Genomic DNA, 22,746 nt, shown 5'->3' on the forward strand with positions numbered 1-22,746 from the left:
GACTCAGTCGACAGAACATAGGACCGATCCATGATCATCGTCAACGCAACGACCGCCGCAACGTCGACGGCACCCGACACCGCGGCTTCGGCCACGACGTCGGCGGCGAGCGGGGCCGCCGCGCCGGCCGGCAGCAGCTCGTCCACCCGGACTCAAACCGGCTCGGCGTCGTCTTCCGCCTCTTCGGCTTCATCCGCTTCCAGCTCGGCCGGCGGCAGCACGCAAAGCGATGCTGAAAAGCAATTGAAAGCATTGATCGAATCCCTGCAAAGGCAATTGGCCGAAATCCGGCAGGAGGTTGCGCGCGCATCGGAGCAGGCCGGCAAGTCGACGGACGAGCTCCACACCTCGCAGGTCGAGGCGCTGACGGCGCGCGAGAGCGCCATCTCTTCCGCCCTGCAGACGGCAACGGCGGAACTCGCAAGCGTCATGCTCAAGAGCGGCAAGACCACGGGGATCGTCTCCGTCCAGAGCTGACCCGCCGCGTCTCTTCGGCGCAGCCGCTCGGCTGCGCCTTCTTTTTTCGCTGTGCTGCTTTCGATAGCAGAAACGATTGGTTGGCCGCCGATGGCGCGGCGGCGATCATGCCCACATGGCTTCCGATGGGGAAGCCTGTTTTTTTCGAGGGCGGCAGCGATGGCGGTATCTCCCGATCGGTTGGCTTTGGGCCCGGCAGCGGCGGAGCAGGCCGCCCATGGCGGCGCTCGTGTCCGCCGCGATGTCGGCACGCGGCGCGCGCAGCTCGGCTTTTTGGCTGCCTGGCTTGCCTTCGGCACCGTGCTTTTGCTGTTGCCGGCTCCGCAGGGCCTCGGCGCACGCGGGCACGCAACGCTCGCCGTGGTCGTCTGGGCCGCCATCGTCTGGATGACCGAAGCGGTTCCCGTAGGGGTGAGCGGGCTCGGCATCGTATTGCTGCTCGTCGTCTCGCACGCGGTACCGCAGTTCGCGCAGGCAGCCGGCGGCTTCGCGACGCGCGTGGTCTTTCTCTGCCTCGGCGCCTTTCTGTTTTCGGCGGTCATGCAAGCGGCCGGGCTCGATCGCCGCATCGCGCTGTGGCTGCTCGACCGGCTGCGCGCGAGCACGGCCAACGGCGTGATATGGGCGATGTTCGCGGCGAACGTCGTACTGTCATTCGTCGTGCCGGCGGCCAATGCGCGCGCCGCGGCCCTGCTGCCGGTCACGAACGGCATCGTGAAGCTCTTCGGCGATACGGCGGACGAGCGTCGCGCGAGAAAGGCCATCGTCATTCAGGCGCTCGTCTACGGCTCGATGATCAGCGGCATGTGCATCCTGACCGCGCACCTGCCCAACATGGTGATCGTCGGCCTCTTTCAGAAAACGCTCGGCGTGCATATCTCGTACGCCGACTGGTTCAAGCTGCAGTGGCCCTATCTCGGCATGTTCGCCATCACGCAGCTCTGGGTGCAGTGGTATTTCGGATCGCGCGGCGTGGCCATTCCGGGTGGCCGCGAAGCGGTCGCGGCTGCGCGGCGGGCCGCGTCCCCCGCCGGCTGGCGCGATGTCGCGATCCTCGCCGTGCTCGCCGCAGTGGCCGTACTCTGGGCCACCGAATCGCTGCATGGCATCGCCTCGGAAAACGTCGCCCTGCTCGGCACGGCATGCCTCTTCGCGCCCGGGCTGCTCGGCTTCGGCTGGAAGGAGGTTCAGGAGCGCACGATCTGGGGAACGGTGCTGCTGCTCGGCGGCGCGCTCTCGCTATCGAGCGCCATCAGCGCGACGGGGCTCGCGCAATGGGCTGCGGCGCACATCTACGCACTCGCGAGCGGGCACCCGTGGTGGGCCGCGCTTGCGATCGTGATGGCGGCCACGCACGTTATTCGCATCGGCATGCTGTCGAACGTGGCAGCGGTCACCATGATCGCGCCGATCATGCTCGCGCTCGCGCCGCGCCTCGGCCTGCATCCGCTCGCGTTCACGCTGCTCGTGAGCGACACCGACAGCTTTGCCTACATCCTGCCGACGCAAATCACGGCAGGCGTCATCGCATATAGCAGCGGCGCCTTCACGACGGCCGACTACGCGAAGGTCGGCGTCGTCTCGGTGGTGATCGCGATCGTCTACGGCATCGTGGTGATTGCGCCTTGGTACGCGCACATGGGCATCCCCATCTGGGATCCTTCCGCGCCCTTGCCGTTCAGCCGCTGAGCCGGCCGCTGCCTGTTTCACGAGGAGTTGCGATGAAAAACGAGGCATCGCCGTTCGCGGCGGCGTACGAAGCGCTGCGCGCACGGCTCGGCGAGCACGTGGCGCCGCAGGGGCTTTACGTGCAAAACAAGGCATTGCCGTTCGCCGGGCGGATCGAATGCAACGTCGAGCGCATCGAAGCGGGCAGTTGGCACGAGATCGTGCTCGTGTACGAGGTGGGGGCCTCGGGCATTGCGGACGGCGCGTCGCTGAAAGCCACCTTCAAGTTCTACTCGGATTGGGCGCTCTTTCAGACGTCCGACCCAACGGCTGCCAACTATGTGAGCGCCGAGTATCAGGCCGGGCCGCTCGTCGCGGGCCAAAGCCCGGCCACCGTGCAGGCGCTCCATGTCCGCTTCGATCAGAAGGGCCACGAACGTCCGTTTCAGAAAGCGGTGATCGTCGATATCGTCGACGGCTATCTGAACGCGGGCGACCGTATCGTGATCCGTCTCGGCGACCGGCGGCGAGGCCCCGGCACGCGCGTGCAGACGTTCGTCGAAGACGCATTCAAGATCCGCGTCTACGTCGATCCGCTCGGCACCTCGCGGTTCGTTGCCGTGCCCGGCGATGTCGCGATCGCCATCGAACCGGGCGCGGCCTCGCACGTCGTCGTCAACGGGCCGCGCTTCGTGCAACCGGGCGTGCCCGCACGGCTCGGCATCTCGCTTCAGGACAAGTGGGGCAACGTTTGCCGCGATGCGCGCGGCGCGGTACGCGTGCGCGCCTATGCGGGCGAGCGAATCGTCTACGAGCGCGCCCATGCCCTCGCGCAGGGCGGCTGGGCCGTCGCGCACGTGGGCGATCTGCCGACCGACCGCGGCGATCTGCGCATCGTGGCGGACGTGCCCGAGGCCCGGGACGTGGCAGCGGCCGAGGCGCGCCTGAGCGTGGGCGATTTTCCGGCACCGCGCGCGCTTTACGCCGACCTCCACGTTCACGCCCACGACACGGTCGGCACGAACAGCCCCGCCTATAACGCGGCTTATGCGCGCGATATCGGTCGTATCGACGTGTTCGGCTACACGGCCAACGACTTCCAAATCACGGACGAGAACTGGGGCTTTGGCGTGCAATCGGTGGCGGATCTCCACAAACCCGGCGAGTTCGTCGTCTACCCGGTGCAGGAATGGTGCGGCAGCTCGACGGCCGGCGGGGACCACAACGTGGTCTTTCTCGGAGAAGCGGCGCCTTCGTTTCCATACAACGCACGCGGCGAGCACAATCGCACGTTCGTCTGGAACGAGGACATGAAGGGCGCGTCCGTCGAGCTGGGGCGCTGGCCCGTGGAGGAGCTTTGGGACGCCTATATCGATGATGCCGAATCGCATCTGATCATCCCGCATGTCGGCGGCAGACGCTACATCCCCGACTGGCATCATCCCGAACTCGAGCGGCTCGTCGAGATCGCGTCGAGCTGGGGGCATTTCGATTGGCTCTACCGCGACGTAATCGCGCGCGGGTACAAGCTCGGCGTGGCCGCGAGCGGTGACGAGCATCGTGGGCGGCCCGCGGGCGGCGCGCCGGGCGTGCAGGTGTTCGGTGTGAAGGGCGGGCTCACAGGCGTTATTGCGGAGCAGCTCGATCGCGGTACCGTCGCGCGTGCACTGAGGGCCCGCCATACCTGGGCGACCACAGGCGAGCGCTCGGCCGTGCTCGTGCGCTGCGGCAACCGCCTGCAAGGCGATGCGTTCACCCACGCCGGGCCGGCCACGCTCGACTATCGCTTCCTCGGCGATACCGGATGGGAATACGTGGCGGCCTTCGATCACACCGGGCCCATCTGGTCGCGCAATCTGCATGCGGAACTCGGCTTCTCCGACAGGCTGATCCGCGTGCGCTGGGGCGGGGCGCGCATTCGCGATCGCTATCGCTGGGCCGCGTGGCAGGGCCGCATTCGCATCCTGAACGGCACGATCAACCGGTTCGGCGCACACGGGCTCGAACATCTCGAAGAGACGGTGTGGCGCGAGGGCGCGACCGACATCGGTTTTCGCAGCGACACCTACGGCGATGCCGATTCGATCGAAATCGACGTGAGCAATCTGGCGAAAGCGAGGATCGTCGTCGAGGGCACGATCGACGGTTTCGTGAAGGTCGGCGATCCACTGGCCGGCAATCCGTTTGCGCATGCGCCGACGTTTCATTGGGAGACGACGGGGGCCGAACTTCTTGCGCAAGGCGGCGCGTTGCAGTTCGAGCTCGGCGGCACCGAGCTTTTCATCGCGCTCGAACGGCTCACCGAAGCGTCGCTGCCGGCCGATCTGGCCGGGCATTTCACGGTGGCGCCCGAGAATGGGCCCTTCGGTCATCGGCCGGTTTATTTTTTCGGCCGTCAGCGCAACGACGCAAAAGTGTGGTCGTCGGCGCAATTCATCACGTTCGAATGACGGATATCGCGTGCGGCGCGAGCCGAACATTCGATGAAAACGTGACGAATGTGTCGGCATGCAACGCTGCACTCGCCGCAAATGCCTGTCGTACAAAGAGATTGCCATTTCCTTTCGTGCAGCCTGTTGCTTCCCGATACATCCCGTAACGTGCGCCGCGGCATCGCCTTCATAGAATCTTCTCACCGCAACTCGTTTTTTTGGGAGAACTTCAAATGAAGACGAAACGCTGGACACTTTGGGCTGCTACCGGTATGTCGGTGATCGTGTCGTCGGTTGCTTTCGCGGCCGGCAGTGCAGGCACCGCCGCGACGGGCACGTCGACGGATACGACGGTCGGCACGTCGGCAGGCGCCACCGTTGGCGGCACGAGCGGCAGCGGCGCGAGCACGAACCTCAACGGCGGTGCTGGCGTGAATGCGGCAACGGCCCCGGGCATCAATGCGGGCGGAACCTCGTCGAGCCATATGAGCAGCGAGGGCACGGCAAACAGCAACGGCGTCGATTCGCAAAACCGCGCAACGGGCCTCTCGCGCGCCGAAGACCGCGCATCGGCACAGTCGGACCTCGGCGGCGCTCAATCCACGCAGGATCAATCCGGTGCAACGACCAAATCGACGACCAAGTCCAAGAAGACGCAGCGCCATCACGTGCGCAAGCCGACTTCGACGACGTCACCCGATAGCGGCTCCTGATTCTCATTGATCGGATACGTCCGACAGGCGGGTGGGCCGGCAGGCTCACCCGCCTTCACTTGGGAGTCAGAAGCGTGTACGTAATCCCACCATCACACTGCGGCCGCCCTCGGGGGCGATGTCGCGCACGACCGAGCTCGCGTAACGGACGTCCTGGTTCGTGAGATTCTGCCCGCGCAGATAAGCCAGCCAGTCCGTGGATCTCACGCGGAACCTGTAGGTCAACGAGAGGGCGAGCGTCGTATAACCGTCGGTTGACAGATCTTCGGCCGGTACCCGATGCTGGGCCCACGCGTGAACCATTTCGGCTCTCGCGCCGAAGCGGCCGTATCCGTAGTCCGCGGCCAGCGTGGCTCGCAGCGGGGAAATTCTCGGCAATGCCTCGCCCGTGTCGACGTTGCGCGCATGCGTATAGTCCGCGCTCAACTCCACGTCCACGTGGTGCGGGCCCTTCACGAACACGCGCCATTTGCCGTCCAGCTCCACGCCGTAGAACTCGGCGCGTACGCCGCGGTAGACGGCTTCCTTGAGTGCGTCGTCGGTCCCGGCCGGCACCGGTTGGTCGTCGCCGTCCACGAGCCGCCCCGTGTTGAACTCCGTCAGATAGTTCGCGAAACGGCTGTAGAACAGGCCGGCGCTGGCCTTGTTGGGGCCGCGTTGGAAGCGCAGCGACAGATCGGTCGAAATGGCTTTCTCTTTTTGCGCATCTGGGTTGCCGATCAGATACTGACCGGTGGCATCGTGCGGGCCGTTCGCGTACAACTCGTAGAGCGCAGGCGCGCGCTCGGTGTAGGCGACGTTGCCGACGAGCGACCAGGCTGGCGTCAGCGCATAGCGTGCGCCCGCCGACAAGCTGCCCGCATTGAAATCGCGCCGGCGCGCCGAAGCAAACTTCGAGTCGCTCTCTGCCGTCGGGTCGGTCCGCACGTGCTCGATGCGCGCGCCCACGCTCAGCTCGAGCGCCTGCGTGGCGGCCCATTCCTCGAGGCCGAAGAGCGCGACGTTCGTGGTGCGCGTGGTCGGCACGAGGGTTTCGTCGCCGAGCGCCGAAAACGTGTTCTGGCTCGCCTGTATGCCGATGGCGCCTTCGAGCGGCCCAAGCGGACGGTGGCGCGCTTCGACGCGGGCCTCGTAGCCATGATTGCGAAACGTCGTGCTCGTTTCGCCGTGGTCGATTTCCCGGTGCTCGTAATCGGTGTAGCCGAAATCGAACTTGAGGCGGCTGAACGGGCCCCGCAGATTGCGCAGTTCCGAGGCGAACGCGATGTGGTCCTGGTGCATCCTCAGGCGGACGTTCTCTTCGGCGACCGAACCGTAGTTTGCTTCGTAGCCGTTGTACGAGAGGCCCGCATAGCCATCGGCCCAGGTGTACGAGCCGCCAGCGGAGCCGCCGTGCCAGCGGCCATTGCTGTTCGGAATGCTGCCGTACGGCTCGGCGGCGTCGGCGCCGTCGAGCGCGCGCTGGCGCGGCGAATGCGCGAAGCCCGGGATACGCTCCTTGCTCGTTTCGCGCTCGAATGCGTCTATATGAAACGCGAAACGATTATTGCCGCCTTCGATCTGCGCCGCGCCCGCGCGCGCATCGTTCGCGCCGCCGTAGCTGACGTCGGCTTCGCCCGTCACGCCGCTGATCGCTTCGCGCGGAATGCGATTGTCGATCGTATTGATCACCCCGCCGATCGCGTTTCCGCCGTAAAGCAGCGCGGCCGGCCCGCGCACGATTTCCACGCGCTCGATCGACAGCGGGTCCTGCGGCACGGCGTGGTCGTACGAAAGCGACGATGCGTCATAGGCCGCCACGCCGTTTTGCAGCAGTCGGATACGGTCGCCGTCCATGCCGCGAATGATCGGCCGGCCGACGAGCGGGCCGTACGTGGTGGTGGACACCCCCGGCAACCCGTTGAGCGTTTCGCCGAGCGAGTCGGCGCGGCGCAGCGTGAGCCTGTCGCTGTCGAGCGCCGTGGAAGGCGCGAGCGGGTCGGTATCGCCGAGCGGATTGGCCGTGACGAATATGGGCGCCAATGAGGCTGTCGGCGGCGTCCCGGCCCCCGGCTGAGCTTGCGCCTGAGCCAGGCAGACGGCATTCACCAGCGCGAGCGAGAGCGGCGAGAGCCGGATGATTGGGCCGGCCGCGCGGCGCGAAGATCGGTAGCGGGTTTCCACGGTTTGTCGTCGTTCGTTGTCGATTTATTCGATTCGATGAGCCGGCTTGCCACGGATCTCGATGTCTCGATGGCCGACTCGCGTGCCAGTCTCGGAAAGTTGCTGCAATTTCGAGGGCGGATGATATGTTATATCATTGCATTGTGTACAGAGAATTGCGCAAACAGCGTTGCGGAAAGCGAAATGCGAGGAGGGCGGCAGGGCACGGGGCGGCGGCATTTGCTGCACTGCGCATGGGCCGTGATGCGGTTGGTGGCAGAATCGACGGCGCGCAGTGCAGCCGCGGGGTTCGCTCGTTTCGCCGGCAACGGAGGAAACGGCCGATCGCCGTTTCATCGAAGTGATCATTGGAGGATCTGGAGTGAGCACCTATATCATTGCCACCGTGACACCGAAGGCCGAACATGCAGCCGATGTGGAAGGAGCGCTGCGTCACATGGTCGAGGTGACGCGCAAGGAGCCGGGCAACCGCCGCTACGATCTTTTCCGGGAGACCAGGCAGGACGGCGGTGTGGCGCTGCACCTGTACGAAATCTACGTCGACCGTGCCGCGTTCGATGCGCACATTGCGAGCGCGCACTTCCAGGCATTCCGCTCGAAGATCGGCGACTGGATTGCCGAGCCGCCGCAGGTGCGCGTACTGGATGGCCTCGACGTCGCGCCCGATCGTTGAGGCGGTACGTGCGGGGTTGATGGCATGTGGCTTGCAGAAGGGATGGGGTCGTGACCACCCTGATTTAGCGATGCCAGCAACCGTCTTGTTGTCGTCCTCCCCGCGCGCGGTGCCGCGGGCCGGCGCTGTACCGCGAGGCGCTGCGGCAGCCGATCCGCGCTCCGGCACAGGCGGAGCGGGTGCCGCTGATCTTCCGCCGGGGCTGCGCCATGTCGACGACCGCCGGCCCGGCATCACGCGCAAGCTCGTGCGCGGGCATTTCGCTTACTTCGATCCCAGTGGCCGGCGCATTCGCGATCGCGACGAAATTGCGCGCATCGATGCGCTGGCGATTCCGCCCGCCTATACGGACGTCTGGATCTGCCCCGATCCGCTCGGCCATCTTCAGGCCACCGGGCGCGACGCGAGAGCACGCAAGCAATATCGGTATCACCCTCAGTGGCGCGAGACGCGCGATGCGACGAAGTACGAGCGCATGGCGGCATTCGGCGATGCACTGCCGAAAATCCGCGCGCGTATCCGGCGCGATCTGCGGCTGCCGGGCATGCCGTGGGGGAAAGTGGTCGCGACGGTCGTGCGGCTGCTCGACATCACGCTCGTGCGTGTGGGCAGTCCCGAGTACGCGCGGGAGAACAATTCATACGGACTGACGACGCTGCGCAAGCGCCATGCGGCCGTGCGCGCCGGGCATCTGCGTTTTCGGTTTCGCGGCAAGAGCGGCGTGGAGCACGACATCGACGTGGACGATCCGCGCATCGCGCGCATCGTTCGGCGCTGCCTCGATCTGCCGGGGCATGAACTCTTCCAGTACATCGACGAGGCGGGTATGCGCCGGCCCGTGGGATCGTCGGACATCAACGATTATCTGCGCGAAGCGAGCGGCGCCGATTTCACGGCGAAGGACTACCGCACGTGGGCGGGCAGCGTGCTCGCGCTCGCCGCGCTGCGCAAGATCGAGCCGCGGGGAACGGCCCGGCATGTTCGCAGCCACGTGGTGGAGACGATCAAAAGCGTGGCTGCCACCCTGCGCAACACGCCGGCTGTCTGCCGGCGCTGCTATGTGCATCCCACGGTAATCGATGCGTTCGAGGCCGGTGAGCTGCATGCGCTGCCCAAAGGGCGCACGCGGCAGGGGCTGAAGGCCGACGAAGCGGCTTTTGCGGCGTTGCTCAGGCGAGAGAAGCGGCGGAGGGGACGGGGAGGGGCGGCGAGGTAGTGGACGGGAAAGGCCCTTCGCCGGGGTGTTACTTTTTCGCTCGCTTGTGGAGGAAATAGCTGTAAAAGGTTGGACCAGATCGGACAGGCAGTGTCGGATCGATCGGCTCCGTTCCGGCCAAGAGCGGACGCTCGACTTCGTCGGCTGGATTGCTGACAATCTCGGCAAGTCCAAACCGAAAGAGCGCACCGAATGATGCAGTTGCAAGCTCTGCCGCGCGAACTCGCGCTGCAATCGATTTCGCAGCAGGAAATCGTACTTCCACTAGATGCGGCTATCGCTGCGATTGACTACTGTGCGAACCACCAGATCCAGATTTTGGGCTGGGAGGGATGGATTCAGTCCTCGGATGGGCGGGTCGGCCACGGGAACGCGCCGCAGGGAACTACGAGTCTCGAGCATCTTACGATAGCGGAGGCTGCCGACTTCTGTCGTCGGACAATCACAGCGGCCGCAACGGCATGGTTGGAAAGCTGTGCAGGAACGACGGATCAACTGCACTTTTGTGTCACCATTGACTCGACTGGCGCCGCGGCAGCGCCATAGGGAGCTGGATTCGGCCAGAATTGGACACTCGACGGGGATCTCGGAATCGTAATCAATCTGTCGATGGACCATGAGATGAGGTTAAATTCAAATCAAGGCCAAATCCTGTCCCCACGCACGGACCCCATCCGCCAAACAGAATGACCTGGACGCCTCCACCTCAAGGCAAGAGCAATGCGCCAACGTGGTTAAAGACGAGCCTTACTCTCCTCTATCGTTTGCTATGCGGACTTTTGGTACTAGGCACGCTTGTGCTCATTGTGATGCAAGTATTTGACATGCCGATTCCGTTCGATACGCCTCGGACATTTTCGCTATTCATCCTGACCGGGGGAGTGCTCGCGCTCACACACGCGTTGCGCACTTGCCTTTTGCGCCTGCCTATCCCGACCCGATACTCCCAGCCGGTGCCATATGGCTATCCAGGATGGCGCGGCTTTCTCCAAGCCCAGTTTGCTACAGGATGTGTCCTGTTTTTCTTCGGTGCGCTGCTGCTCCTGATTTGAGTCGTAAACGTCGCCGAGTCTAATGGCCGCTTTGTAGAAAGATCGTTGTCTCTTATGGGTCGAGCTGCAACCACCCGACGCGGCGCACACTCAATCTCCATTCGCTTGAAAGGAGATTGTCATGGAATCCGAGAATGTCGTGGTTGTCCACCGCGTGCCGTGGAACAAGGGCAAGCTCACCGGGCAGAAGCCGCCGTTGAAGCTTCGGGAAATCTGGGCGATCCGGACGAGACTTCAAATGGCGTCGAACGTTCGTGAGCTCGCGATGTTCAATCTCGCGATTGATAGCAAGCTGCGGGCATGCGACCTCACGCGGTTACGGGTCCAGGATGTCCGTCACGGAAGCCAAGTGGCGTCGAGAGCGACAGTCATGCAGCAGAAGACCCAGCGGCCGGTGCAATTTGAGGTCACAGAACAGGCCCGGGAGAGCCTCGAAGCGTGGATCGAAGCCCGGGGACTGAAGGCGGCGGATTTTCTGTTCCCGAGCCGGATTCATACGTCACCGCACCTGTCGACGCGGCAATATGCCCGGCTGGTACACCGCTGGGTCGCATCGATTGGCCTCGACGATACCGCATACGGCACCCACACGATGCGCCGCACGAAAGCTTCGCTGATCTACCGGCGGACGAAGAACCTTCGAGCGGTGCAGTTGCTGCTTGGACACACAAAGCTGGAAAGTACGGTTCGCTACCTGGGAATCGAGGTCGACGATGCCCTCGAGATGGCGGAGCAGACCGAGGTTTGATGGCATGGCGGCCGGCGAGCGGTCGCTTGCGGCCATGAACAGTCAGTCGATGACCTTGGTTGGATCGTCAACGATTTCCGAAGCTATCGGCGCGTCAACGCAATTGCCGATTCGCTGTTACGTCGCAGTGAGCAACCCGCCAACTGCAATGTGCTAAATTTTCGGGTGAGATTGAAATGCAAACGCGGCTCTCGTATAGTCAGTATCTACTGTAACTATCCCCGGTTCAGCTTAAGAGGTTGTCGGCATGACTCATGTTAGACACCTCCGTCTTTGTCGAAGGTCTACTACTTGGCCTCGGACTGTTCTCCTCTGTGGGTCCGAAAGACGTATTCGTTATCAGACACTCGATCTCCGGTCAGCATTTGCTTCTTGTTGTAGCGGTTTGCGCCGGCAGTGATGCTCTGCTCATTGCACTCGGCGCCGGCGGTTTTACAGCGCTGCTGACGAGCCACCCCATTGTCGTTTCTATCTCGTTATGGGGAGGAGTCGCGTATCTCATTTGCCATGGCGCGCTGGCTTTCCGCGCTGCAATTGGCACCGAGCGGACAGTTCATGCTGGAGATGTAAGCACCAGTTTTTCTTTCAAAAAAACGTTGCTTGCCACGGCCGTAGTGTCGCTGCTAAACCCTTACGCATGGATCGACACAGTGTTTGTGCTCGGGGCGATGACCGCAAGCAAGTCGCCAGGCGCCCGCTGGCCTTTCGTTCTCGGCGCGATCATAGCGTCCTCTGCCTGGTTTCTTTTCCTTTCGCGACTTTCATATGCTTGCCGCTGGATCTTTTGTCGCAGCATCGCCTGGCGAACGCTTGACGGCTTCGTTGCCGTCACAATGTTCGGGATCGCTGCTCACCTAGTCACGACCAACCTTTGAAGATCGGCATCTGCGAACGTCTCCCCATGACAATTGCCCGCCGCGATTACGACGCGAGACCCTCGGGACAACCCCACCTAGACGTGAGGAGCCGGATTTCTTGTTGGCCTTGGTGGTGACTGAATGGCCGCTTTGGAGAAGTGTGAAGGGCAGAAACGGGTCGTTCAACGTCCTTCCGAAAACACCGATGCCGACAAGGTGCGGGGTCATTGCATCAAGCGGCGTGCCGAGGAAGCGGTTTAATCTTCGGGGTAGGCTGCTGCTGCGCCTGCCACAAATCCCATTGCGCCTGCATGCCGACCCACATTTCGGGCGACGTGCCGAGCCACGCGGCAAGCCTAAGCGCGAAACTGGCCGTCACGCCCGACTTGCCATTCAGCACGTTGGACAGCGTAACGCGGTTGATCTGCAACGCCTGCGCTGCCTGCCCCACGGTCATGTCCTCAGGGATCCATTCCCGCAGCACCTCGCCCGGGTGCGCAGGATTGTGCATCATCGTCATAACAATCACCTTAATGATAGTCCTGGTAATCGACCAGGATTGCGTCCGTACCTTCGAACGTGAAGGTCAGCCGCCAGTTTCCGTTGACCCAAATTGACCAATGCCCTTTCAGATCGTCTTCGAGCGAATGCAATTTCCAGCCCGGAGCGTTCATGTCGTCCGGCTTTGTGGCTGAATTCAGAGCCGTTAGCTGGATACGAAGGCGCGTCGCGTGATGCGGTTGGATTCCAGCCTTGCTGCCTTTCATGAAAAACCGTTCGAGCCCTTTATGTCGGAAGGTTTTGATCATGAGGGCTATTGTAGCCTGTAATGCAACACACTACAATGGCTTCCGGTGTATTTATCCATTCCGAAAGTTCGGAGCGCCCGTCGCCAGACGGGCCTGCGCCAAGTGGCCGTTGTAGTCGGGTAGCTGCCATCGAAGCGGCGCGGGTCGGAGTGACGCCTTCGGGTCGATCACAGCCATCGGCAACGAGCCGTCTCGCTGTCTAAGACCAACCCGACATTAACAGACCGATGAGGTTTCAACTTATACACCGGCGTCCGCTACCTGGGCGATAGCTGCACGCTGTCCGTCACTGAGGGGAGTAATGGCCAAACGGGGGAAGACGATTCCTCACGAATGCGAGGATCGAAAGATGTGGCCCGACGTGACCGACTGATGGTATCGAAGCCGGTTGTCGGGCCGTATGTGAAAGGGCGGGGAAGTGAAAGTCGCCCCGGGGCGTCTACGATCTCGCGACCGGCAAGGCCAACCTCGTCTGATCGTCATGTGAGCCCCGCACCTGGGTAGGCGGCGCCCCTGGGGGAGCTATGACGTGGCGCGCCGGCGATGCCGACGGCCGCCTGCCACCCGCCATAACCGCCGGCCGGCACCCAGCGAAGGCTACAAGCGACACGTCACCACAACCAGCCCCCAACTCCCTCAACCGTCGAACGCGATACCCTCGAGCTCGGCCTGCCCGGCAAGCAGATCGATGTACTGCCGCAGTCCCGTCGCAAACGCCTGTTGCCGCAGCGCCTGCCCCACAGCCGGGCGGACCGCCTCGAACGGCGGCACTTCGCCGGCATCGCGCTCGAGCACTTCGACCACGTGAAAGCCGAAGCGGGTCAGCACGAGGCGAGGCAGGACGCCGAGCTCCTTGTTGCCGAACAGTTCGCGTGCGAATTCGGGCGCGCATTCGGTGCTCGTCAGCCACCCCAGGTCACCGCCTTGCGCACCGCTCGGGCAGTTCGAAAGCTCGCCCGCCGCGTGCGCGAAGCGATCGCCCTTGTCCTCTTCCTTGCAGCGCAGCTCGAGCAGGCAGGCTTCGGCCCGCGTGCGCAGCTGAGCGACGTCGACGCCGGGCGTCACGGCAAACAGCACATGCCGGGCGCGTACGCGCTCGCCCACCGCGTAGCGGCCGGCGTACGCCGCGTAATAGCGGCGGCAGGCGTCTTCCTCCGGTTCGGCAACGGGTACGGCCTGATCGAGCAGGGCTTCTATCGCGGCCGTCGCTTCCACGCTGATCATGCCGCTTACGGGCGTGGGATCGTCTTCCGCCAGCAACCGTGCCTCGATGGCAGCCTGGCGCAGCAGCTCCGTGCAGGCGCGCTGGCGCAGTTCTTCCTTGCCGAGCACCTCATCGGCCTCGTGCAGCGCGACGCCGTTGACCGAGGCGATATCGCTCGTCGTTCTTTGCAATGTCATTTTGGACTCCTATCCGTCGCGTCGCACTCAGGCGCGGCCGCGCGGATCGTTATGGCCGTTCGGCAGGTTGAGCCGGCGCGAGCGCACGAGCTGATACGGGCGGAATGCGTAGGAGACCGCACCGAAGCCGCTCCAGATGTGAACGAGGCGCGTGAACGGGAACAGCAGGAAGATCGTCATGCCGAGCACGAGGTGAATCTTGAACGGCCATTCCACGGCCACGAGCGAGGCCGCGTCCGGATGCAGCGTGACGACGCCTTGCGCCCAGTTCGCGAGCACGAGCATCGTGGAGGCGGTCTCGCGGTCGGCGAACGAGAACGGCAGCGTGACGAGGCCGAGCACGAGCTGCACCCAGAGGATGGCGAGGATCGCGATATCGGTCCTGCGGCTCGTCAGGCGGATACGCGGGTCCGACAGCCGGCGATGCAGCAGCAGCGTGAGGCCGATGAAGCACAGCGTGCCCGCGGTGCCGCCCGAGATGATGGCGACCAGTTGCTTGTGCTGTGCCGAGATCATCGATTCGTAGAGGGCGTGCGGGGTGAGCAGGCCGGCCGTGTGCCCGAACAGCAGGAACAGAATGCCGATGTGAAAGAGGTTGCTCCCCCAGCGCAGCTGCCCCGCGCGCAGCAACTGCGATGAATCGCTTCGCCACGTGTACTGGTCGCGATCGAAACGCACGAGGCTGCCGAGCAGGAAAATCGTGAGGCAGATATACGGATAGATGCTGAAAAAGAAGGTGTAAGCAGCGTGGCTCATGCTCAAGCTCCTTGCGCGTGCAGGTCGTTTCCGGCCGCGCGCGGCGTCCTGACGATCTTGATCGGTTGAGGTTGGTTCGAATGGGCCGACTGCCCGTCGGTGGCGCACCCGCCGAATACGACGGGCTCGCTCCAGCTTTCGTCGAGCGCCGGCTCTTCGCCGAGTTCGACGGCCTTCGGAGCCTGCCCCGAGAGTTCGAGCAGCGCCGCGAGCACGCTCGCATAGGCGCTCTTGCGCTCGTCGAGCGCGCCGTGAATGCTCTGCAGCAGATGCGTGATCTCCTGCAGGAACGCCACGGCCTGCTCGTCCGGCTGGGTCGAGGCGAATTCGAGCACCACGGTCAGATGATCGGGCAGCTCGTTCGACGTCATTGCGAGCCCGGCCTCCTCGTACGTTTTGATGAGGTCGATCATTGCGGGGCCGCGATCGCGCGAATCGCCGTGCACGTGCTCGAACAGATGCAGTGCCGTGCGGCGGCCGCGATCGAAGAGATCGACGTAAGCGGCTTCCGCTTCGAGACCGTTGCCGTTCGCGAGGTTGTCGACGAGTGCGTCGAGCGCGGCAATCCGTGCGGCGCTCAGCGCGCCTTCGGCATGCAGCGCGTCGCGCATCTCGGGCAGGTAGCCGCGCAGCGTCGCATCGGGGTAGCTGATGAGCCGGGCCAGTACGCGCAGCGTCAGCGCGAGTGTCGGAGCGTCTTGTCCAGTACGCATGATCAGACCTCCGCCTTGATCGGAATCGTGCGGCGCTTCGAGCTGCCGAAAAGGCTCGTCTCGCCCACGCCGTCCGAGCAGCCGTTGCCGAAGCTGAAGCCGCAGCCGCCGCGAACGTCGAATGCATTCTCGGCGTACTCGCGGTGCGAGCTCGGGATCACGAAGCGGTCTTCGTAGTTGGCGATCGCCATGATGCGGTACATCTCTTCCACTTCGGCAACGCTCAGTTGAACCTGCTCGAGTGCGGCATGGTTCTCGACGCCGTCCACGTGCTTGCTGCGCTGCCAGGTACGCATCGCCAGCATGCGCTCGAGCGCCCGGACCACGGGTACCGTGTCGCCGGCCGTCAACAGGTTGGCCAGATAGCGCACGGGAATGCGCAATTGGCTCACGTCGGGGAGTTCGCCCTTTGCGTCGATATGCCCCGCATGCGCGGCCGAGGTGATCGGCGAGAGCGGCGGCACGTACCAGACCATCGGCAGCGTGCGGTATTCGGGATGCAGCGGCAGCGCGACCTTCCAGTCGACGGCCATCTTGTAGACCGGGCTGCGGCGCGCGGCCTCGAGCCACGCGTCGGGGATGCCGTCCTTGCGCGCCTGCTCGATCACCTTCGGATCGTTCGGATCGAGGAAAATGTCGAGCTGAGCCTGATAGAGATCGCGGTCGCTCTCGACGCTCGCGGCTTCCTCGATGCGGTCGGCATCGTAAAGCAGCACGCCGAGGTAGCGGATGCGGCCGACGCAGGTTTCCGAGCACACGGTCGGCTGGCCGGCCTCGATGCGCGGATAGCAGAAGATGCACTTCTCGGCCTTGCCGCTCTTCCAGTTGTAATAGATCTTCTTGTACGGGCAGGCCGACACGCACATGCGCCAGCCGCGGCACTTGTCCTGGTCGATGAGGACGATGCCGTCTTCCTCGCGCTTGTAGATCGAGCCCGACGGGCACGATGCCACGCACGCCGGATTGAGGCAGTGCTCGCACAGGCGCGGCAGGTACATCATGAACGTGTTTTCGAACTGGCCGTAGATGTCCTTCTGGATCTCGTCGAAGTTGCGGTCCTTGCTGCGCTTCGAGAATTCGCCGCCGAGAATTTCTTCCCAGTTGGGACCCCAGACGATCTTTTCCATCCGCTGGCCCGTGATCAGGCTGCGCGGGCGCGCGGTGGGCGCGGCCTTCATTTCGGGCGCGCTGTGCAGATGCTCGTAGTCGAACGTGAACGGCTCGTAGTAGTCGTCGATCTGCGGCAGATTCGGGTTCGCGAAAATGCGCATGAGCAGCTTCCACTTGCCGCCCTGGCGTGGTGCGATCGATCCGTCCGAACGGCGTACCCAGCCGCCGTTCCACTTGTCCTGGTTCTCCCATTCCTTGGGATAGCCGATGCCCGGCTTCGTCTCGACGTTGTTGAACCAGGCGTACTCCACGCCCGGACGGCTCGTCCAGACGTTCTTGCACGTCACGCTGCAGGTATGACAGCCGATGCACTTGTCGAGATTCAGCACCATGCCGATCTGTGCGCGTACCTTCATTGCTTATCTCCGTGGGGCAGGCCGGCCTGGGGCGCCGCGTCCTGGCGCGGCGTGTCGAGCCAGTCGACCTTGTTCATCTTGCGCACGACCACGAACTCGTCCCGGTTCGTGCCGATCGTTCCGTAATAGTTGAAGCCATAGCTCAGTTGCGCGTAGCCGCCGATCATGTGCGTCGGCTTGAGCACGACGCGCGTCACCGAGTTATGGATACCACCGCGCACACCCGTAATTTCAGACCCCGGTGTGTTGATGATCTTTTCCTGGGCGTGGTACATGAGCACCATGCCCGGGTTCACGCGCTGACTCACCACGGCGCGTGCGGCGATCGCACCGTTGATGTTGAAGACTTCGATCCAATCGTTGTCGTCGATGCCGGCGCGCTTCGCGTCGTCCTCGCTGATCCAGACCACGGGGCCGCCGCGGTTGAGCGTCAGCATCAGCAGGTTGTCGCTGTACGTGCTGTGAATGCCCCATTTCTGGTGCGGCGTGATGAAGTTCAGCACGACCTCGGGGTTGCCGTTCGACTTGACGTTGTTGATGCCGGCCGTCGCCTTCAGGTCCACGGGCGGGCGATAGGTCGAAAAGCCCTCGCCGAACGCGATCATCCACGGGTGGTCCTGATAGAACTGCTGACGGCCCGTGAGCGTGCGCCATGGAATCAGCTCGTGCACGTTCGTGTAGCCGGCGTTGTAGCTCACCGTCTCGCTTTCGATCCCGCTCCAGGTCGGCGAGCTGATGATCTTGCGCGGCTGGGCCTGCACGTCGCGGTAGCGGATCTTCTCGTCTTCGCGGTAGAGCGCGAGATGCTTGTGCTCGCGGCCGGTGGCCTTCGTGAGCGCTTCCCAGGCCTTCACGGCCACGTGGCCGTTCGTTTCGGGCGCCAGGTGCAGGATCACTTCGCAGGCATCGATGTCCGAGACGATGCGCGGCATGCCCTTCGTCACGCCCTCTTCGAGCGTGACGCCGTTGAGCTCGCCGAGCTGCTTCACTTCGGTTTCGGTTTTCCAGGCGATGCCCTTGCCGCCGTTGCCGACGTTCGTCATCAGCGGGCCCAGCGCGGTGAAGCGCTTGTAAAGGTTCGGGTAGTCGCGCTCGACCACGTTCACCTGCGGCGCCGTCTTGCCCGGAATCAGGTCGCATTCGCCCTTCTTCCAGTCGCGCACGTCGAAAGGCTGGGCGAGCTCGCCCGGGGTGTCGTGCATGAGCGGCGTGAGCACCACTTCTTTTTCCACGCCGAGGTGGCCCACGCAAACATCGCTGAATGCCTTGGCGAAGCCCTTGTAGATCTCCCAGTCCGAGCGTGCCTGCCACACGGGGTCCACGGCCGCCGAGAGCGGGTGGATGAACGGATGCATGTCGCTCGTGTTGAGGTCGTTCTTCTCGTACCAGCTTGCGGTCGGCAGCACGATGTCCGAGTAGAGGCACGTCGTGCTCATGCGGAAGTCGAGCGTCACGAGCAGGTCGAGCTTGCCCTGCGGCGCCTGCTCGTGCCAGCGCACTTCGGACGGCTTCGCGTCGTCGGGCCCGAGGTCCTTACCTTGCACGCCGTTTTCGGTGCCGAGCAGGTGCTTGCAGAAATACTCGTGCCCCTTGCCCGACGAGCCGAGCAGGTTCGAACGCCACACGAACATGTTGCGCGGCCAGTTCTGCGGCGCATCCGGATCCTCGCAGCTCATTTGCAGCGCGCCCGACTTCAGCGACTTCGCCACGTAATCCTTCGCATCGAGCCCCGAGGCGGCGGCGTCTTTTGCCACCTGCAGCGGATTTGTCGCGAGCTGCGGGGCGCTCGGCAGCCAGCCCATGCGCTCGGCGCGCACGTTGTAGTCGATCATGCTGCCGCCGAACTTCGTCTTGTCCGCGAGCGGCGAGACGATTTCGTCGACGCCGAGCTTCTCGTAGCGCCATTGGTCGGTATGCGCATAGAAGAGGCTCGTGCTGTTCATCTGGCGCGGTGGCCGGACCCAGTCGAGCGCGAACGCGAGGGCGGTCCAGCCCGTTTGCGGACGCAGCTTTTCCTGGCCGACGTAGTGCGACCAGCCGCCGCCGCTCTTGCCGATACAGCCGCACATCATCAGCAGGTTGATCACGCCGCGGTAGTTCATGTCGGCGTGATACCAGTGGTTCATGCCGGCGCCGATGATGACCATCGAGCGGCCTTGTGTCTTGTCCGCGTTGGCGGCGAACTCGCGCGCGACGGTGACGATCTGCTCGCGCGGCACACCCGTGATCGCTTCGGCCCACGCCGGCGTATAGGCGGCGTTGTCGTCGTAGCTCGCCGCGCCGCTGCCGAGGCCGCGGTCGATGCCGTATTGCGCGGCCTGCAGGTCGAAGACGGTCGCGACGAGCACGTCCGCGTCCTTGCCGTCGAGCTTCAGGCGCATCCGCGCAACCGGCACCCGTGCCACGTTGACGTCGCCCTTTTGCGCGTTCGACGGGAAGTGAGGCGAGGCGACGCCGCCGAAATACGGGAACGCCACGTCGGCGATCTCGTGTTGATGATCGCTGTCTTCGAGCAGCGACAGCCGCAGCTTGACGTCGGCGCCGTCGCGAGCGTCCTTGTTCTCGAGGTTCCACTTGCCCACGTCGTCACGGCCGTCGGCACCCCAGCGAAAGCCGATCGAGCCGTTCGGCACGACAGCTCGGCCGGTCGAATCGTAGGCGATCGTTTTCCACTCGGGATGGTTGGCCTGATCGAGCGCGTTGTCGAAATCGCTCGCGCGCACGTAGCGGCCCGGTGCGAGTGCCGTCCGGCCGTCGTCGAGCGTGCGCTCTTCGAGCAGCACGAGCATCGGCAGATCGGTGTAGCGGCGTGCGTAGTCGTCGAAATAGGCGCTGCGCGTCTTGAAGTAGAACTCGTTGAGCGCCACGTGGCCGAGCGCCATCGCGAGCGCCGCGTCGGTGCCCTGCTTCGGGTGCAGCCAGATGTCGGAGAGTTTCGCGACTTCGCTGTAGTCGGGGGTGATGGCAACCGTCTTCGTGCCCTTGTAGCGCACCTCGGTGAAGAAGTGAGCGTCGGGCGTACGCGTTTGCGGAATGTTGCTGCCCCAGGCGATGATGTAGCTCGAGTTGTACCAGTCGGCCGATTCGGGCACGTCGGTCTGCTCGCCCCAGATTTGCGGGCTCGACGGCGGCAGGTCGCAGTACCAGTCGTAAAAGCTCAGACACACGCCGCCGATGAGGCTCAGATAGCGGCTGCCCGCCGCGTAGCTGACCATGCTCATCGCGGGGATCGGCGAGAAGCCCATCACGCGGTCCGGGCCGTGCTTCTTGATGGTGTAGACGTTGGCGGCGGCAACGAGACGGTTGACCTCGTCCCAGCTGCTGCGCGCGAAGCCGCCCATGCCGCGTACTTTCTGATAATCGCGGCGCGCGGCGTCGTCCTCGACGATCGACGCCCAGGCGTCGACGGGGTCCGCATGCAGCTTCAGCGCGGCGCGCCAACGCTGGAGCAGGCGCGCGCGCACCATCGGGTACTTCACGCGATTGGCGCTATAGAGGTACCACGAGTACGACGCGCCGCGCGCGCAGCCGCGCGGCTCGTGGTTCGGCATGTCCCAGCGGGTGCGCGGGTAATCGGTTTGCTGCGTTTCCCAGGTGACGATGCCGCCTTTTACATAAATCTTCCACGAGCACGAGCCCGTGCAGTTCACGCCGTGCGTGCTGCGCACGATCTTGTCGTGCGACCAGCGGTTGCGGTAGGCGTCTTCCCAGGTGCGGTCCTCGCCAGTGGCGACGCCGTGGCCCTCCGAAAAGCTTTCCTTCGGCAGGGCGAAATGATTGAGTCGATCGAGAAAATGGCTCATTGTGGGGAATCCGTCTTGTTCAGCAGGGCATCGGTGCGTTGCGGCGTGCATAGCGCCACCACGTCACCGCGATGCAGATCGCGTAAAAGCCGATGAAGAGATACAGCGCGGCTTCGGGGCCGCCCGTCAGCGAAATCGACGAACCGTAGCTCTTCGGGATGAAGAAGCCGCCGTATGCGGCCATGGCGGCGGAAAAGCCGAGCGTGGCCGCGGCTTCGGTATTGCCTTCCTTCGTGGCGCGTTGCACGGCCTCGCGGTCGCTCGGGTTGACTTCGCGCAGCTTGAGCGCCTGGAAGATCACGGGAATCATGCGGAACGTGGAGCCGTTGCCGATGCCCGAGGTCATGAAGAGCACGAGGAAGCTGGCGAAGAAGCCGCCGAAGCTGCCGCCCGAGGGGCCCGAGGGCAGGAAGTAGAGAACGCCGACGACGGCCAGCGCCATCACCACGAAATTCCAGAGCGTGACGGGCGCGCCGCCGAGCTTGTCGGCGAGCCAGCCGCCGAACGGGCGGATCACGGCGCCGATCAGCGGCCCGAGCCAGGCGTAGGCGAGCGCGTTGATGCCGGGGAACTGGCTTTTGATGAGCAGCGGGAAGCCGGCCGCATAGCCGATGAACGAACCGAAGGTGCCGAGGTACAGCACGCACATGAGCCAGTTGTCCTTGCGGCGGAAGATGGCGGCTTGCGCGGCGAACGAGGCTTTTGCGTCCGAGAGGTCGTTCATGCCGAACCAGGCGGCGAGCGTGGCGATCAGGATCCAGGGCACCCAGATGAACGCGGCGTTTTGCGTCCACACCTGCGTCATGACGCCGTTCTTGACGATCGCCTGCGAGGCGCCGCCGAACACGCCGAAGACGCCGGCCGTGACGACGAGCGGGCTCAGGAACTGCACGACCGACACGCCGAGGTTGCCGAGGCCCGCGTTCACGCCCAGGGCCGAGCCCTTGCGCTCGCGCGGGAAGAAGAAGCTGATATTGGCCATGCTCGAGCTGAAATTGCCGCCGCCGAAGCCGCACAGCAGGGCGAGGATCAGCATCGTCGGGTAGCTCGTCGTGTTGTCCTGCACGGCGAAGCCGATGCCGATGGCGGGCACGAGCAGCGAGGCCGTCGAGATCGCGGTCCAGCGCCGGCCGCCGAAGATCGGCACCATGAACGAGTAGAAGATGCGCAGCGTGGCGCCGGAAAGCGCGGGGGCGGCAGCGAGCCAGAAGAGCTGATTCGTCGAGTATTTGAAGCCGAGCGCGGGCAGTTGGACGGCCACGGCGCTCCAGACCTGCCAGATTGCGAAGGCGAGAAAGAGCGCGGGGACGGAAATCCAGAGATTGAGCTTGGCGACGGCCTCGCCTTCGCGTTCCCAGAACGCCTTGTCCTCAGGCGTCCATATCTCGAGTGTGCGGCCTCTTCGCGTAGCGAGCGGTTGCGTGCGCATTACAAGTTCTCCTTTGATGTCGACAGCGCGCACGCCTGGGGCAGGGGAAAGCGTTCCGGGATCGGTCGGCCCGTTGCTCCGGCATGCTGCAGTGTCTTTGCGCGATCGATGCGGAATGAATTCATCACAGCGCGATATTTCTTCCTACTGGCAGTAGGGGCATTGAGCGAGATCAAAGGAGCCGAAAGTTGGGCCAAAAATGCGGGTTTTCGCGACGTCATGTCGCGTTGAGGCCGAGCGCCCGGCCGACTATGCGGTCGCTCCGGGTTGGGCCGTGGGAGAACGTGCCTGTAGGAACAGCGACGATTCG

At 64.1% G+C, this 22,746-nt stretch carries 18 protein-coding genes; 9 read left to right on the forward strand and 9 right to left on the reverse strand.

Features of this window, described 5'->3' with window-relative positions:
* The first annotated feature begins 30 nt into the window (after nt 1–30).
* From U0034_RS11285 to U0034_RS11300, 4 genes are all read left to right on the forward strand, one after another.
* Complete coding sequence (locus U0034_RS11285; RefSeq protein WP_085228542.1) at nt 31–477, forward strand: hypothetical protein; 447 nt, start codon at nt 31–33, stop codon at nt 475–477.
* A gap of 159 nt (nt 478–636) precedes the next feature.
* Complete coding sequence (locus U0034_RS11290) at nt 637–2,166, forward strand: DASS family sodium-coupled anion symporter (protein WP_085228543.1); 1,530 nt, start codon at nt 637–639, stop codon at nt 2,164–2,166.
* Between the two features lie 32 nt (nt 2,167–2,198).
* A complete protein-coding gene (locus U0034_RS11295) occupies nt 2,199–4,595 on the forward strand; it encodes a hypothetical protein (RefSeq protein WP_085228544.1) in 2,397 nt (798 codons plus the stop codon).
* Nucleotides 4,596–4,810: 215 nt separating this feature from the next.
* Nucleotides 4,811–5,290, forward strand: coding sequence for a hypothetical protein (locus U0034_RS11300; RefSeq protein WP_085228545.1), 480 nt, complete (start codon nt 4,811–4,813; stop codon nt 5,288–5,290).
* Nucleotides 5,291–5,356: 66 nt separating this feature from the next.
* Here the strand turns inward: U0034_RS11300 and U0034_RS11305 are convergent, their stop codons facing one another.
* Complete coding sequence (locus U0034_RS11305; RefSeq protein WP_233212003.1) at nt 5,357–7,378, reverse strand: TonB-dependent receptor; 2,022 nt, start codon at nt 7,376–7,378, stop codon at nt 5,357–5,359.
* 436 nt (nt 7,379–7,814) lie between these two features.
* On the opposite strand from U0034_RS11305, the gene U0034_RS11310 reads away from it, so the two are divergent.
* The 5 genes from U0034_RS11310 (at nt 7,815) to U0034_RS11330 (ending at nt 12,017) form a co-directional block, all read left to right on the forward strand.
* On the forward strand, nt 7,815–8,126 hold the full coding sequence (locus U0034_RS11310; RefSeq protein ID WP_085228570.1) for a putative quinol monooxygenase: 312 nt from the start codon (nt 7,815–7,817) through the stop codon (nt 8,124–8,126).
* 70 nt (nt 8,127–8,196) lie between these two features.
* On the forward strand, nt 8,197–9,342 hold the full coding sequence (locus U0034_RS11315; protein ID WP_085228547.1) for a DNA topoisomerase IB: 1,146 nt from the start codon (nt 8,197–8,199) through the stop codon (nt 9,340–9,342).
* A 192-nt stretch (nt 9,343–9,534) separates the two neighbouring features.
* Nucleotides 9,535–9,888 (forward strand): hypothetical protein, encoded by a 354-nt coding sequence (locus U0034_RS11320; protein WP_085228548.1) that lies wholly within the window; start codon nt 9,535–9,537, stop codon nt 9,886–9,888.
* A gap of 627 nt (nt 9,889–10,515) precedes the next feature.
* Nucleotides 10,516–11,142: a tyrosine-type recombinase/integrase gene (locus U0034_RS11325; RefSeq protein WP_085228550.1), complete on the forward strand. Its 627-nt coding sequence runs from the start codon at nt 10,516–10,518 to the stop codon at nt 11,140–11,142.
* Between the two features lie 254 nt (nt 11,143–11,396).
* Nucleotides 11,397–12,017 carry a LysE/ArgO family amino acid transporter gene (locus U0034_RS11330; RefSeq protein WP_102623167.1) on the forward strand — a complete coding sequence of 207 codons (621 nt, stop codon included), beginning with the start codon at nt 11,397–11,399 and terminating at the stop codon, nt 12,015–12,017.
* A gap of 214 nt (nt 12,018–12,231) precedes the next feature.
* Here the strand turns inward: U0034_RS11330 and U0034_RS11335 are convergent, their stop codons facing one another.
* The 8 genes from U0034_RS11335 to U0034_RS11370 form a co-directional block, all read right to left on the reverse strand.
* Nucleotides 12,232–12,519 carry a HigA family addiction module antitoxin gene (locus U0034_RS11335; protein WP_085227707.1) on the reverse strand — a complete coding sequence of 96 codons (288 nt, stop codon included), beginning with the start codon at nt 12,517–12,519 and terminating at the stop codon, nt 12,232–12,234.
* A 10-nt stretch (nt 12,520–12,529) separates the two neighbouring features.
* Complete coding sequence (locus U0034_RS11340; protein ID WP_085227708.1) at nt 12,530–12,808, reverse strand: type II toxin-antitoxin system RelE/ParE family toxin; 279 nt, start codon at nt 12,806–12,808, stop codon at nt 12,530–12,532.
* Nucleotides 12,809–13,444: 636 nt separating this feature from the next.
* Complete coding sequence (locus tag U0034_RS11345; RefSeq protein WP_085227709.1) at nt 13,445–14,209, reverse strand: peptidylprolyl isomerase; 765 nt, start codon at nt 14,207–14,209, stop codon at nt 13,445–13,447.
* A 27-nt stretch (nt 14,210–14,236) separates the two neighbouring features.
* Entirely contained in the window at nt 14,237–14,965 is a 729-nt protein-coding gene (gene narI / locus U0034_RS11350; protein WP_085227710.1) for a respiratory nitrate reductase subunit gamma, read from the reverse strand.
* Between the two features lie 2 nt (nt 14,966–14,967).
* Nucleotides 14,968–15,678: a nitrate reductase molybdenum cofactor assembly chaperone gene (gene narJ, locus U0034_RS11355; protein WP_085227711.1), complete on the reverse strand. Its 711-nt coding sequence runs from the start codon at nt 15,676–15,678 to the stop codon at nt 14,968–14,970.
* A 2-nt stretch (nt 15,679–15,680) separates the two neighbouring features.
* A complete protein-coding gene (gene narH, locus U0034_RS11360; protein ID WP_085227712.1) occupies nt 15,681–17,204 on the reverse strand; it encodes a nitrate reductase subunit beta in 1,524 nt (507 codons plus the stop codon).
* A complete protein-coding gene (locus U0034_RS11365; RefSeq protein ID WP_085227713.1) occupies nt 17,201–21,007 on the reverse strand; it encodes a nitrate reductase subunit alpha in 3,807 nt (1,268 codons plus the stop codon). Before U0034_RS11365 ends, narH begins: the two co-directional genes overlap by 4 nt.
* 19 nt (nt 21,008–21,026) lie before the next feature.
* Nucleotides 21,027–22,436 carry a NarK family nitrate/nitrite MFS transporter gene (locus tag U0034_RS11370; protein ID WP_085227714.1) on the reverse strand — a complete coding sequence of 470 codons (1,410 nt, stop codon included), beginning with the start codon at nt 22,434–22,436 and terminating at the stop codon, nt 21,027–21,029.
* Between the last annotated feature and the right edge of the window lie 310 nt (nt 22,437–22,746).

The sequence above is a fragment of the Trinickia caryophylli genome (genome assembly GCF_034424545.1).
Lineage (GTDB): Bacteria > Pseudomonadota > Gammaproteobacteria > Burkholderiales > Burkholderiaceae > Trinickia > Trinickia caryophylli.